Below are 12,894 nucleotides of genomic sequence, written 5' to 3'. Positions count from 1 at the left end.
ATTTTTTTAATAATTTATCCTAAACAGTCGAAAATATTTTAAGAGTAATTTTCTTCACGTCCTCAATACTATGTAAGACATGATGTTCTGCTAAATGGATCGCCCCATCAGCATCACGAGCTAAAATACATCTAAGTATTGCAGCATGATCTTGATAAGCATGCTGGATATCGAATTCACGCATGGCGCCTAGACTGAGCACAATTCGGATTTTTTCACTGATTTCATGATGAATCTTGGCGATTTGACGATTTCCTGCAGCTCTAACCAAGGCACAATGAAAATCTTCACTTTGCAGCACCAATGCTTTGGTGTTCTGGTTATAGTCCTGTTCGTCTACAAGCCATAATCGCTTTAAATTCTGTAATTCTTCAGATTGCTCATGATCCATTACGCATAAACGTTTAACAGCCTCTTTTTCCAAGATCATACGTAAATCAAAGAGCTCCTGATAAAAGGTAAAATCTAAAGGCTTAATTTCCCAACCACTGCGGAAATGCACATTCACATAGCCTTCCTGTTCAAGACGATACAGTGCTTGCCGTGTTGGGGTACGGCTGACCTCATACTTTTCAGAAAGGTCCGTTTCAGTAAAACGTTGTCCAGGTTTGAGCTTAAAGCTAAAAATATCATCCTTTATTTGTTGATAAATCACATTAGCTAAATTGCCAGTGCCTGACTTAATGGGCGTTATGCTCATCCTTAATTCTCGTTTTACATCTATGTAATAAATAAATTATAGAGTCATCATGAGAATTTAAGAATCAGTAAATATTGATATATAGGAAAATAGATTAAATTTTGGCTTTTAGATTTATAGGATAATTTAATTTAAGCCCCTATATAACGCTAATTAATAATTGCATTTCAATACTATAAATCAACCCATACAAGAAATTGAAAAGACTTAAACTTTTCCCAAAAACCAATTTTTCCAAGAACTGGTTCCACGAACTTCAACGGGTACGGTTGCAATCAGGGTATCTTTTAAAACGTCAGTTTGTCCTACGGCTTTGGCTAATCGGGCTTTTACAGAGTGAATGCATTCCCGATCTCCAAACTCACATCGATCTAATGTGGTGCCACCGCAAGGACCATTTGCAAGTCCTTTAGGACATGTTTCAGAGCAAATATATAAAGTATCAGCCAATCTACATTGACCACAATTTTCGCAGCCCACAACCATATGTTTTGACTTAAATTCGGTTTTTAACAAAGTTTTTGATGCCAACTCATTATCCCAAAAGGACGCTTTAAAAATAAACCTACCTACACCTTTAGAGATTTTGGACTCAAAAAGGGCTTTATGCATGACATGCAAATGATGATATTTAATCAGCTGACCTAATGTCGGTTGACGCGCATCATAAGTTAATTCTGGAACAAACTCATCTCCAGTCTTAATCTGCCAAAGAGATTTCCAGCGTGCTTCAAGTTTCTCTAAATCATCATGTTGATATTGCTCAATATAATTTTGCAGAACCTTCTGTTCTTCTGAATTTTCGCATGCTGAAAGATGAACACCATTAAAACCTAAAAGCCAAAAAGCCAAAAAGCCAAAAAGCCAAAAAGCCAAAAAGCCAAAAAGCCAAAAAGCCAAAAAGCCAAAAAGCCAAAAAGCCAAAAAGCACTGTAAACTAGATCCTGAGCTAAAAGTTTACAATCAAGAAATCAATAAAAGAAGAATTGGGATTGAGCATGTATTTGGGACTTTGAAGACCTTCAAAATCCTTGCCGAGCGATATCGTAATCGAGGCAAAAGATTAGGCTTAAGATTCAATTTAATTGCTGGGATCTATACCATGGAACTGAATAAAAAATGACTTATGATAGAACTCTATTATTAAAACCAAGCCCTAAACCAAAACCAAATTGAAATAACTCCCCTGTATCAATCCAAACAAAATTATCACCATCCAAAGATGAAAAATCAATTTCATTAATAGGCTTTTCTCCAAAATCTTTTTTTAGATTATTAATCACTTCAATGTTACTGACCAAAGTATAAAAAATAGAGTTCAAAGTGATATTAATTCCTTTCCCTGGATAACATTTATCCTGAATCCAAAAACTAAATATTCCTAAATTTAATCCATCATTTAATGCAAAAATTACATCCCATTGAACAAAAAAATCATCATTAAACTTTAAAATCATTCTAGTGCCTCTGACTTCCATCCATTTTTACGCAAAATGGCTTTGGTTTTATTATCTAACTTTAAAGAATTTCTGGCACCATCTGAACTGCCAGCCCAATGGTAAGTATTTGAGCCAGTCCTTCATATGTGAACTGATGAATATTTCCTTTGAAAAGTCAGTCAAACGCCCTTTATTAAAAAACAGCAATCTAAACGAAATTAGTATAGTTTTTTAAGTTAAATCTATTTCCATTTCTTTATGTAGCCCTTTGTCGCACTCTAAAATAAATGGATAAATTTTTTCGGGTTCAGCGTAAATATATTCTAAATAGCTTGCTGGTAACCAATAATAAATTTCATAATCACTTTGCCTATTATGAGTCGGAACTAGAAAAGATACATAATATTTTTTCATTCCTTCTTCAATCCCAACACTAAATTTTAATTCTTTTGATACATATATATCTCTAAAATTAAATTTCATTTTAATTTCCTATTTTTCTGACCTTTGTTGCATCAATAACAGCCTCTAAACTACCATTAGTAATTTACCCTCAGGAATCCACTGACTATTTGCACCAGCCTCATTACCAGATGGTAGTCTTAAACCTGCAGATCTTGGATTAGATATATCAATCCTTACTAAACTGCCATTTTTAAGTTGACTTTGTGGTATGCCTATTGAAGCGATTGCAAGTTGTCTTTCATTCTCTGTAATTTCCTGACCTGTTAGGAAATCATTCTTCAAACCAACTGTAGCCCAAATTTGTTTCAAAGTAAGCTCATTAGCCCAAGCAAGAGTTCGCTTACCTAAAGTTTTTTCAGGTGTGGGCCCAATAAAATTTGTAGTAGCACCACTGACGGAACCTACATCCTGACCTGAACGGACGGCTTCTATATCTTTTATTGCTTGACTTGTGTAACCAATGGTGTCATTTAATAAGCCTGTAACCTGTCCTGATATTTTTAATCGTTATAATTATTTCACCATTTCTTTCATTTCTGGTGAAGCATCACTTGCCAAAATATTTTTTAGATGTTGTTCTACACAAGCAGCATCAGCTTTTTGCACACACTTATTGAAAGCTTTATCAAGCATTTGGTCGGTCTTTCTTAATATTGAAATTCCTTTCTCAATACATGCTCTATCATTCGAACTACATTTTTGAAGGTGTTTATTTACAGCTTTAAGAGTAGCTCTGGTTTGATAATTATTCTCCACCGCATTTTGAGCACTTTGACCACTCTGTACAGTCGAAGCCACATCACCAGTACTTGCACCAACACCAGATGCAACCAAACCAGTAATCGCACTTACCGTTCCTTTCTCATCAGCAGTTAAGTCTTTTGATTCTTTACCATACAGGTATTTAGCTAGTAGAGGTGCTGATGCTTCTGCTCCACCTGCTGCCAAACCTGCCGTTAAAGCATTATTGCCACCTGCTGCTGCAACTGCCGCACCCAATACAGTATGCGCTAAAATATGCGCTGCACTTCCTTCACTATCATTTGATTTGAAATATTGCCCAATCTCATAGCTGAGTTTAGGACTTGCTGTTGCGGCTGCTATACCTAAGCCACTGCTCGTTGGGGCTGATAATCCTGCTGAAATACTATCGACTAATATGCCTAAGGTTTGAAGTTGTTGCTGTTTCTTGTCGAACTCAGCTTGACTCAGTGTTCCTGCTTCCTTAGCTTTTTGGGCTTCATCTAACTTTTTATTAATTTAGCTCTAACTGCCAGTAGATTTACGTTCAATTGAGTCATACTAAGCACAAATCATAAAGATCATTCCGTAATTTGGAAAATTTGTCATTTTCATAAAGTGGATATTCTCCATTTTTTTCTAAAACGATGTCATTAAATGAGCCCATTCCAGCATAATTCCTTAAAATATCGTGCTTAACTTGAGAAAAATTTGAATCAATTTCCGTCAAAAAACGTTTAAATGCTGTTGACCAATATGTTAAGTCAAATTCTTTAAGCAAATTAATTATTTCACTTATGATTAATTTTATAGATTGAACTTCATTCATTTTAGAGGCTTCTCACTGATTACTTTTACTCCAGGAATTTTCCAAGGTTCAACGGCTTTGTTGCAGAAAGCTATTCTTAAGGGCTTCTTCAGCCATATAATTTTCAAATGAAGAAGCCTACACAAAATCTACCGCACAACCAATTGGCCCGCATATAACCGAGCACTCATTAATCGCGGAAATATTGCCATTTGGTTTGATCCTACTACGCAATGGTATGCTCCATCTAAAGGCAAACAAGGACGAAATCAAATCTACTCCGACGCAGCCATCCAATGCTGCTTAATAATTAAATCCTTATTCTGTCTGTCTTTACGTATGGTCACTGGCTTTATGCAAAGTCTGATTAAACTTTGCGGATTAAATTGGACAGCACAGATTACAGTACGCTTTGTAGAAGACTAAAGTATATTGATATTGCAATCAGCTACCAAAAAATAGCTATGGGCTGCATCTACTCATGGACTCTACAGGCTTGAAGTTTCTAGGTGAGGGTGAATGGAAACACAAGAAACATGGACCTGAATATCGTCGCCAATGGCGTAAGCTACATATTGCTATAGATGCTGAAACTCTTCAAATACATGCTATTCAGCTCACAACCAATAATATCTGTGATTCACAGGTACTTGGTGATTTACTTGATCAGATTCCACAAGATGAGCAGATTGACTCTGTTTATACCGATGGAGCTTATGACACCAAGCAATGCCGTCAGGCCATTGCAGATCAGCAAGCGCATGCGGTGATTCTACCTAGAAAAAATGCGAAACCATGGAAAGATACAAAGAGCAGCTCGCTAGAGCGAAATGAATTGCTTCGAACAGTTAAACATTTAGGTAGGACACTATGGAAAAATGGTCAGGCTATCATCGCCGAAGTTTGGTTGAGACTAAAATGCACTGCATTAAATTATTAGGAGATAAATTCAGTGCAAGGAGCTTTGATAGCCAAGTCAATGAGGTTCACGCACGTGTAGCAGTCCTCAACAGATTTACGGAATTAGGTCGACCACTTACCCAAGTTACGCCTTAAATTTGGCTCAATTAGGGGCTCTTTGCCTTTCAAATCTTTGTGCAACAAAGCCATTTAGGATACAAACAAGGATACACAGAGCGTGTTCCCATATGAAGTTATATGACGTTAAACAAAGCAATAAAAAACCCTTAACTCATTTAGAATTAAGGGTTTGGATCTTATATAAAGCTATATAAGTATAAAATTTGGTGGGCCCAGACAGACTTGAACTGTCGACCAACGGATTATGAGTCCGCTGCTCTAACCAACTGAGCTATAGGCCCTATAAATACTGATTTCTCAAGTATTTTCGAATCAGAATACTAGCCAATATCAAATTCAAAAACAAGGTTTTTCATTTTTTTATCTTCAGCTTGACCAAAATTTATTCATCGCAGTTTACAAATCACGTACGATCTTGATCATCTATAGAATTTCAGTCACAAATATGTGAAAAATTATGAATTTTCGGTAAGCGTGGAGGATGTAAAGTTTGCAGATAAAATCTAAATTTAGTAGTCAATTTTTCTATAATTTATTACTAAAGGGATTGAATTTTTTAAAATGAAGTAAGAAACTCTGCCATATAAAATTCAAATATCTCTGTGAATCATGAAAAAACACATTGCCGAAATGGCATTTAAACTTGCTGGCGTCAAATATCATGTTGAACCGAATGTTCTTGGTGATAAACAAGTCATTATCGGTTTTGAACATACCACGATGATGGATGCTGTACTCTCAATCGCACTGTTTCAAATCCATGATATCCCGATTCACACACTAATTAAAAAAGAACTATTCAAAGGACCTTTTAAGCCAATTCTAGAAGGGGTTGGCGGTATTCCAGTTGACCGTCACTCAAATAAAGATATCGTGGCGCAAATGGTTGAACTCTTCAACTCTAATGACAAATTTAATCTCGTGATTGCTCCTGAAGCGACTCGTGCGAAAAATGGTGAACAACGTAAACCGATCCGCACTGGTTTTTGGCATATCGCAAAAGCGGCAAACGTCCCTATCGTTTTCTTGTTTGTGAACCAAAAAACCAAACAAGGCGGAATTTTTGGCAAAATCATGCCATCAGAGTTGGATCATGATTTGAAATTGATTCAGGAACTTTATAAGGAACATACAGGTTTAGACATTATTATTCCTGAACCGAAGAATAAAGCCTGATCTTGATCAATTGCTAAAATAAGGGTCTTTATTAAAAAAAAGACCTTATGGTAGAATTTCGCAGATTTGATTAGGCATAAGGCCAATCTACAAGGAGCATATTTCGCATGGCGGGTCATTCCAAGTGGGCCAATATTAAGCATCGTAAAGCTAAACAAGATGCTAGTCGTGGTAAAGTTTTCACAAAATATATTCGTGAAATTGTTACAGCTGCAAAACTCGGTGGTCCTGATGCAGCAAGCAACCCACGTCTTCGTGCAGTTGTTGAAAAAGCATTGTCCGTTAACATGACTCGTGATGTCATCAACCGTGCCATTCAGCGTGGTGCTGGTGGTGAAGACAATGATGATTTAAAAGAAGTCACATACGAAGGTTATGGTGTTGGTGGTGTAGCCGTTATTGTTGAGACAATGACTGATAACTTAAACCGTACCGTACCAGATGTTCGTCACTGCTTCTCTAAAACAGATGGTAACTTAGGTACTAACGGCTCAGTTGCATTCCTTTTCACAAAACGTGGCGAAATTACTTTTGAAGATGTTTCTTTAGAAGACCAAATTATGGACGTTGCGTTGGAAGCTGGTGCAGAAGACATTGAAGTGACAGAAGATGAAATTCTTGTGATCACCACACCTGAGTCTTTTGGAACAGTGCAAGATGCTTTAGCGGCTGCAGGTTTAAAATCTGACAATGCAGAAGTGGTGATGAACCCTTCAACTAAAGCAGAAATCACAGATATCGATCAAGCGAAAAAAATCATGAAAATGATTGATATGCTTGAAGATTTAGATGATGTACAAAACGTATATACCAACGTTGAATTCTCTGAAGAAGTTTTAGCACAATTGGATGCTTAATCCATATTCAGAATTAGAAAACGCACCTTCTGGTGCGTTTTTTTAATTGAAAGGCGTCTTTTTTTGCAAGCTTGAATTATGCTTTACTCAATAAACCATGACAGTTAAATACATCATATTCTTTAATGACAAAGCTTGAATGCAATGCCACAACATGATCAATTTTACCAATGCGCTGTAACAAAATCTGGCTATAATTTTCCATATCTCGAGCAACAACTTCTATAATAAAATCAGCAGATTGCCCTGTGACTAAAAAAGCATTGATCACTTCAGGAATACTTTTAAGTTCATCTAAAAATTTTGCAAAAGTATCTGAGTCATGCTTACTCAATGATACTTGTAACAACACATGTAAATTAAACCCCAATTTTTGATAGTTAATATCACGCTTTAAATTCGTCATGATATTGGTTTCAATGAGATGTTTAATACGACGGTGCACTGAACTTACAGACAGGTTAATACGCTCCGAAAGCTCGTTCAGATTCAAATCTTCATGCGTAAGAATTTCTAAAATTTGTTTATCGTAACGATCTAATTCCATCTTCTTCTCAATATTTTCATGGCATAAAATGATTATGCGTTATTTTTTCAAAAATATCGATTAAAATGAAAATAAATTAACTAATCAGACAACTTAATAGAAAATATGCTCTGTTATATCCCGCGCCAATCTACCCGCGCATTTCGTTCGTTGGCATAAATACGTTTGACATATTGCCCTATCGGCAAATCAAGCAATTGATTTTGATAGTCCTCAAATTCAGATGAAACTGGCTGATGATATTCTCTTTCCCATGGTGTACCAGAGATCTCAAGTAGTGGAGCAAGCATTGAACAAACAGCGATATCTGCCAAACCTAAACGATCTCCCACCATATATCGAGCTTGATTCTGAATCAATTGGTCGTTTAACTGCAAAATAATTTCATGCATATTTTCTTTAGCAAGCGCAACTAGTTCATCATCAAGTTGGTAGCTAGTTGAAACTAAAGTTTTAATAAGTGGCTTACTGATCTTTTGAAATTTTCTCAGATATCCTTTTTCACCAATCATGATTTCTAGCGGCTCATCACTTTCAGATAAAGCTTGAGCAAGCCCCCACCGCCTCACTGATACGCCCAATTGATTACTCAGGTCATTAATTTCAATTGCTTTTTTTCTTAACTTTAAATCTGCTCTGAGCAATGAATGCTCTGGATAGACATCATCCAAATACAGGGCAATTTGGGTTGAATCTGCAATCCACTTTTCTTTATCACGTAATATCGGCAGAGAGTTTTGACCTGTTTTTAATTTTGCGAATGCACGATGTACGCCCGGAATCATATTTTGAGCAACATAATCCAATTCCTTATGATCAAGTAACCAGCGAGCTTTTTCACAAAAGTGAGATAAAGGAAACTGGTAAAGGATGCGCATAAAATCTCCGAAGTCTTGATCAATCATAGGATTTATTGTTTTGCTTACTTTATGCAACCCTATGCCAAAACACAATGTGATAATGCATCAATTGCAACTTAAATTGTTATTTTTGGAAATATGAATCCGTTAAATTATAAATGTTTAGCAAATCTTTATCTTTTTTATTGCAAAGTCTAAATGAATTCAACGTGTTTAGAGCACTGAAATTTATTAAAATTCATTATTAATCAAAATTTTAAGTTTTCTAATATTTTTCAATCGATATCTATATTTGTCTTAAGCATTTTTTTTGAATAGTTCAACGAAAACCAGCATTTAAAAAAAATATTCTATGGGCGTAGCGTATATCTCCTCAAAGAGGAATTGATCTATGTCTCGTTTAATTACTGAAAATGTTCATGTTATTGAAAATGATCAAGATGCCATTCATGCAGCCTATCATGTTGCTGATTATGCGCTCGAAGGTCGCAATCAGCGTGACCAACAACGAGCTTTACCATTTGCAGAAATTGAATTATTCAGCCAAAAAGGTTTAGGAGGCTTACGCATCCCCCACGTATATGGCGGTGCTGAAGTATCTCATCGTACCCTTGCCCAAGTATTTCGTATTCTAAATAAAGCGGATTCAAGTTTAGGGCAAATTCCACAAAATCAAATTGCATTGCTCAATATGATCAACATCATGGGAAGCGATGAACAAAAGCAATTTATTTTCAACGAAATTTTAAAAGGTAAGCGTCTTGCCAATGGGGGGCCAGAACGACATACCAAAGATACCAAGACTTTAGACACACACCTTGTTTTGGAGGATGGGAAATATCGAGTTTCAGGAAAAAAATTCTATTCTACAGGCAGTTCATTTGCACATTGGTTAGCCATCAAAGCCATACACCCTGAAGGTCACGTGGTTTTAATTTTAGTGAACCGTGAATCCACTGGTATCGAAGTCATCAATGACTGGGATGGATTTGGTCAACGTACCACTTCAAGTGGCACAGTGATTTTAGACCATGTTGAAGTTGATCCATTACTGATTTTTGATGAAAGAAAATTATTGGACGTCCCTAATTTTAGAGGCGCGTTTTCACAGCTGATGCAAGTGGCTATCGATGTTGGTATTGCTGAAGCAGCATTTGAGGACATGTTGTTTGCGATCCGTAAAGCACGCCCAATTGTGGATGCACAAGTTGAGCGTGCCAGTGATGAGTATTTCACCTTACAAGAAGTTGGTAAAGCTAATGTTTTGTTAGATGCCGCCATTCTTTTGCTTGATGAAGCAGCTGATTATTTAGATTCACTCAATGTAGTTGAACAACTCTCTGATGAACAGATTGCTGAAGCTTCGATCAAAGTTGCTGAAGCTAAAGTCTATGCCAATGATGCTGCACTGCATATCTCAGAAAAGTTGATTGAGCTCGGGGGAAGTCGCGCCAGCCTCAATGTCCATAATTTTGATCAACACTGGCGAAATGCACGTGTACATACCCTTCATGATCCTATTCGCTGGAAACTTCACGCGCTGGGTTCGTATTACTTAAACCATACTTTTCCTGCACGTCATGCCTGGATTTAAGGAGTCATCATGTCATCTTTACAAGCTTTAGAGATCCAAGAATCAGGCAGTTATAGACCAGCGCATATTATTCGCTCTGATGAAGAAGCATTAAAAGTCGCACACGAACTTGCAGAAAAGTTTAAGTACCGTGCATCTGAACGAGATTTAAATCGTGAGCTTCCTCATGAAGAAATCGAAGCGTACAGTCAATCTGGCTTATGGGCCATTACAGTACCTCAACAATATGGCGGTGCCGATGTTTCTATTCATACACTGACAAAAATCATCGCATTAATGAGTGGTGTTGATGGCTCTATCGGACAAATTCCACAAAATCATTTCTATGCACTTGAAATTTTGAGGAATACTGGGTCTGAGGCTCAAAAAAGACGTTTATTTACTGAAGTTTTACAAGGTGCTCGCTTTGGAAATGCCTTGGCTGAGTTTAAAACTAAAAATGCAGCACAACGCCATACCTCTTTAAGACAAGTCGAAAATGGTTATGTCCTCAATGGAGAAAAATTTTATTGCACTGGCAGTCTATTCGCTCACCGTATTCCAACCCTTGCTAGTGATGAACAAGAGCGCCAGTTTCTAGTCTTTGTTCCATATGATAGCGAAGGCTTAAGCCTATTAGATGACTGGAGTGGATTTGGTCAACGTACCACAGGCAGTGGGACTGTTAAATTTGAAAATGTACAGATTGACCCAGAGGATATAGTCCCTTTTGATTTGGCTTATTCAACTGCCACCATTTCAGGTCCATTTGCACAAATTATTCATGCCTCAATTGAAACAGGCATTGCTCGAGCTGCTTTTGAAGAAACATTAATACGCGTTCGTCAAGCACGCCCTTGGATAGATGCAAAAGTTGAACATGCCACTCAAGACCCTTTGACACTATACGAAATTGGTCGAATTGCAACAGACGTCAAGGCCACCGAGTTACTACTAAAACAAGCAGCGCAAGCGGTTCAAGACGCCAAAGTCGTCCCTTCAGAACCTTCAGTTGCACATGCTTCTATTCAAGTGGCTAAAGCACGTGCACACAGTACCGAAACAGCACTAAAAGTCTCGTCAAAACTGATTGAACTGGCTGGTAGCCGTGGAAGTCAACGAAAAGATAATCTTGATCGATACTGGAGAAATGCACGCGTTCATACCTTGCATGATCCAGCGCGTTGGAAATATTTCTTTATTGCCAATTATGTTTTAAACGGCGTATTCCCCCCAAGACGAGGTACGCTGTAATGACAAAAATTCAATCGAATCCTCAAAAACAGATCCTGTTCAATGCATTTGATATGAATTGTGTAGGTCATATCAACCATGGGCTTTGGACACACCCACGTGATCAATCCTACCGATTTAATGAATTAAGTTATTGGACAGAACTCGCTCAAACTTTAGAGAAAGGTCTTTTTGATGGATTATTCATTGCCGATATTACTGGCGTTTACGATGTCTATCAAAATGGCATTGATCTAACCTTGAAAGAATCGATTCAACTGCCGAGCCATGATCCAAGCACGCTGGTGTCTGCAATGGCAGCCGTCACACAGCATTTGGGTTTCGGTATTACAGTGAACTTAAGTTATGAATCTCCTTATCAATTTGCTCGTCGCTTCGCGAGTCTGGATCATCTAACCCAAGGACGTTTGGGATGGAATATAGTCACTGGCTACTTGGATAGCGCAGCGCGATTGGTCGGTCAGCAAGGACTGAAAGATCATGATTTACGTTATGAACAAGCTGAAGATTTTTTAGAACTCTGCTACAAATTTTGGGAAGGCTCTTGGGAAAATGATGCTGTCATCCAAGATAAGCTCAATCGCATTTTTACCGATCCGACTAAAGTACATACGATCCACCATCAAGGACAGTTCTATAACAGTCACGGCGTCTTCCAAGTCTCGCCTTCAGTGCAACGTACACCTGTGCTATATCAAGCAGGAGCATCACCTAAAGGACTAGAGTTTGCCACTCGACATGCAGAAGCCATATTTATTGGTGGAGATACTGCTGAAAAAATTGCGTCGCAAACACAAAAGATTCGCCAATTAGCCCATTCACAAGGTCGTGATGGTACAGCAATTAAATTATTTGCGGGTATCACTGTCGTTACTGCTGAAACAGATCAACAAGCGCAAGAAAAACTGCAGGAGTATATTCAATATGCAAGTCCTGAAGCAGGGATTGCGCATTTTTCAAGCTCAATCGGAACAGACTTAGGTCATCTAAAAGATGAGGATGCTATTCCATATAAAAAAACCAACAGCATCGTTTCTGTAAATGAGCGCTTTAAGGAAAACAAAGTCACTTTGGCAGATTTAAAAGCTCAGCATGTACTCGGTGGACGTTATCCCTTATTTGTTGGCAGTGGAGCAACAGTTGCTCAACAGCTAATCGAATTCATTGATATTTCTGGATTAGATGGTTTTAACCTTGCCCGTACAGTCGCTCCAGAGTCACATCAAGATTTTATTCGTTATGTCATTCCTGAACTCCAACAACGTGGTCGCTATAAGACCGCCTATGCTGAGGGTAGCTTAAGGCACAAGCTATTCAATGCGGGAGATCATTTACCACTTTCACATCCTGCACATCATTTCCGATGTCCAAGCTCAACACAAGATATACAACAATCAAATTTAAATCCTATACACCAACATTCAGCTTAAGTT

The 12,894-nt window shown here is 37.6% G+C and carries 12 protein-coding genes, 1 tRNA gene and 4 pseudogenes; 7 read left to right on the top strand and 10 right to left on the bottom strand.

Annotation, left to right across the window (positions count from 1 at the left end):
• Positions 1–19 precede the first annotated feature (19 nt).
• Both AC1M9H_RS01050 and AC1M9H_RS01045 read right to left on the bottom strand, forming a co-directional pair.
• Positions 20–700 carry a GntR family transcriptional regulator gene (locus AC1M9H_RS01050; protein WP_481589877.1) on the bottom strand — a complete coding sequence of 227 codons (681 nt, stop codon included), beginning with the start codon at positions 698–700 and terminating at the stop codon, positions 20–22.
• 207 nt (positions 701–907) lie between these two features.
• Positions 908–1,537 (bottom strand): annotated as a pseudogene (locus AC1M9H_RS01045) (methylenetetrahydrofolate reductase C-terminal domain-containing protein); the annotation flags it as partial.
• Positions 1,538–1,595: 58 nt separating this feature from the next.
• On the opposite strand from AC1M9H_RS01045, the pseudogene AC1M9H_RS01040 reads away from it, so the two are divergent.
• Positions 1,596–1,823 (top strand): annotated as a pseudogene (locus tag AC1M9H_RS01040) (transposase family protein); the annotation flags it as partial.
• A 1-nt stretch (position 1,824) separates the two neighbouring features.
• Here AC1M9H_RS01040 and AC1M9H_RS01035 read toward each other — a convergent pair.
• From AC1M9H_RS01035 to AC1M9H_RS01015, 5 genes and pseudogenes are all read right to left on the bottom strand, one after another.
• Positions 1,825–2,157, bottom strand: a complete 333-nt coding sequence (locus tag AC1M9H_RS01035; RefSeq protein ID WP_481595413.1) for an Imm42 family immunity protein — start codon at positions 2,155–2,157, stop codon at positions 1,825–1,827.
• Between the two features lie 213 nt (positions 2,158–2,370).
• On the bottom strand, positions 2,371–2,622 hold the full coding sequence (locus AC1M9H_RS01030) for a hypothetical protein (protein ID WP_481596956.1): 252 nt from the start codon (positions 2,620–2,622) through the stop codon (positions 2,371–2,373).
• Positions 2,623–2,667: 45 nt separating this feature from the next.
• A complete protein-coding gene (locus AC1M9H_RS01025; protein WP_481612544.1) occupies positions 2,668–2,913 on the bottom strand; it encodes a hypothetical protein in 246 nt (81 codons plus the stop codon).
• 345 nt (positions 2,914–3,258) lie between these two features.
• A pseudogene (locus AC1M9H_RS01020) lies at positions 3,259–3,864 on the bottom strand (VENN motif pre-toxin domain-containing protein); the annotation flags it as partial.
• 37 nt (positions 3,865–3,901) lie between these two features.
• The gene (locus tag AC1M9H_RS01015; protein WP_481612543.1) at positions 3,902–4,174 is read right to left on the bottom strand and encodes a DUF6966 domain-containing protein; all 273 of its coding nucleotides are present in this window, start codon (positions 4,172–4,174) and stop codon (positions 3,902–3,904) included.
• A gap of 107 nt (positions 4,175–4,281) precedes the next feature.
• Here AC1M9H_RS01015 and AC1M9H_RS01010 point away from each other — a divergent pair.
• Positions 4,282–5,209, top strand: a pseudogene (locus AC1M9H_RS01010) (IS5 family transposase).
• Between the two features lie 189 nt (positions 5,210–5,398).
• On the opposite strand, the gene AC1M9H_RS01005 reads toward AC1M9H_RS01010, so the two are convergent.
• Positions 5,399–5,475: transfer RNA gene (locus tag AC1M9H_RS01005), tRNA-Ile, on the bottom strand.
• A gap of 328 nt (positions 5,476–5,803) precedes the next feature.
• On the opposite strand from AC1M9H_RS01005, the gene AC1M9H_RS01000 reads away from it, so the two are divergent.
• Together AC1M9H_RS01000 and AC1M9H_RS00995 are read left to right on the top strand one after the other, a co-directional pair.
• Positions 5,804–6,370, top strand: a complete 567-nt coding sequence (locus AC1M9H_RS01000; protein ID WP_171076734.1) for a 1-acyl-sn-glycerol-3-phosphate acyltransferase — start codon at positions 5,804–5,806, stop codon at positions 6,368–6,370.
• 107 nt (positions 6,371–6,477) lie between these two features.
• On the top strand, positions 6,478–7,227 hold the full coding sequence (locus AC1M9H_RS00995) for a YebC/PmpR family DNA-binding transcriptional regulator (protein ID WP_035264495.1): 750 nt from the start codon (positions 6,478–6,480) through the stop codon (positions 7,225–7,227).
• Between the two features lie 76 nt (positions 7,228–7,303).
• Here AC1M9H_RS00995 and AC1M9H_RS00990 read toward each other — a convergent pair whose 3' ends face one another.
• The gene (locus tag AC1M9H_RS00990) at positions 7,304–7,774 is read right to left on the bottom strand and encodes an Lrp/AsnC family transcriptional regulator (RefSeq protein ID WP_035264497.1); all 471 of its coding nucleotides are present in this window, start codon (positions 7,772–7,774) and stop codon (positions 7,304–7,306) included.
• 113 nt (positions 7,775–7,887) lie between these two features.
• Entirely contained in the window at positions 7,888–8,652 is a 765-nt protein-coding gene (locus tag AC1M9H_RS00985) for a glutathione S-transferase family protein (RefSeq protein ID WP_481612542.1), read from the bottom strand.
• A gap of 373 nt (positions 8,653–9,025) precedes the next feature.
• On the opposite strand from AC1M9H_RS00985, the gene AC1M9H_RS00980 reads away from it, so the two are divergent.
• Genes AC1M9H_RS00980 through AC1M9H_RS00970 form a run of 3 tightly spaced genes read left to right on the top strand, consistent with a single transcriptional unit; the run spans position 9,026 to position 12,891 of the window.
• The gene (locus tag AC1M9H_RS00980; protein WP_481608421.1) at positions 9,026–10,228 is read left to right on the top strand and encodes an SfnB family sulfur acquisition oxidoreductase; all 1,203 of its coding nucleotides are present in this window, start codon (positions 9,026–9,028) and stop codon (positions 10,226–10,228) included.
• A 9-nt stretch (positions 10,229–10,237) separates the two neighbouring features.
• A complete protein-coding gene (locus AC1M9H_RS00975; RefSeq protein ID WP_481612541.1) occupies positions 10,238–11,461 on the top strand; it encodes an SfnB family sulfur acquisition oxidoreductase in 1,224 nt (407 codons plus the stop codon).
• Positions 11,461–12,891: an LLM class flavin-dependent oxidoreductase gene (locus AC1M9H_RS00970; protein ID WP_481612540.1), complete on the top strand. Its 1,431-nt coding sequence runs from the start codon at positions 11,461–11,463 to the stop codon at positions 12,889–12,891. Before AC1M9H_RS00975 ends, AC1M9H_RS00970 begins: the two co-directional genes overlap by 1 nt.
• Positions 12,892–12,894 lie beyond the last annotated feature (3 nt).

This window comes from Acinetobacter sp. ANC_7512 (assembly GCF_056779935.1).
This window is presented reverse-complemented; position numbering and strand designations above follow the sequence as displayed.

Excerpts from the sequence above, each read along its gene's own strand:
- AC1M9H_RS01015 (WP_481612543.1), bottom strand. The coding sequence starts at position 4,174 with ATGAATGAAGTTCAATCTATAAAATTAATCATAAGTGAAATAATTAAT.
- AC1M9H_RS00995 (WP_035264495.1), top strand. The coding sequence starts at position 6,478 with ATGGCGGGTCATTCCAAGTGGGCCAATATTAAGCATCGTAAAGCTAAA.
- AC1M9H_RS00975 (WP_481612541.1), top strand. The coding sequence starts at position 10,238 with ATGTCATCTTTACAAGCTTTAGAGATCCAAGAATCAGGCAGTTATAGA.
- AC1M9H_RS00985 (WP_481612542.1), bottom strand. The coding sequence starts at position 8,652 with ATGCGCATCCTTTACCAGTTTCCTTTATCTCACTTTTGTGAAAAAGCT.
- AC1M9H_RS01000 (WP_171076734.1), top strand. The coding sequence starts at position 5,804 with ATGAAAAAACACATTGCCGAAATGGCATTTAAACTTGCTGGCGTCAAA.
- AC1M9H_RS01030 (WP_481596956.1), bottom strand. The coding sequence starts at position 2,622 with ATGAAATTTAATTTTAGAGATATATATGTATCAAAAGAATTAAAATTT.
- AC1M9H_RS01035 (WP_481595413.1), bottom strand. The coding sequence starts at position 2,157 with ATGATTTTAAAGTTTAATGATGATTTTTTTGTTCAATGGGATGTAATT.
- AC1M9H_RS00970 (WP_481612540.1), top strand. The coding sequence starts at position 11,461 with ATGACAAAAATTCAATCGAATCCTCAAAAACAGATCCTGTTCAATGCA.
- AC1M9H_RS01050 (WP_481589877.1), bottom strand. The coding sequence starts at position 700 with ATGAGCATAACGCCCATTAAGTCAGGCACTGGCAATTTAGCTAATGTG.
- AC1M9H_RS00990 (WP_035264497.1), bottom strand. The coding sequence starts at position 7,774 with ATGGAATTAGATCGTTACGATAAACAAATTTTAGAAATTCTTACGCAT.
- AC1M9H_RS00980 (WP_481608421.1), top strand. The coding sequence starts at position 9,026 with ATGTCTCGTTTAATTACTGAAAATGTTCATGTTATTGAAAATGATCAA.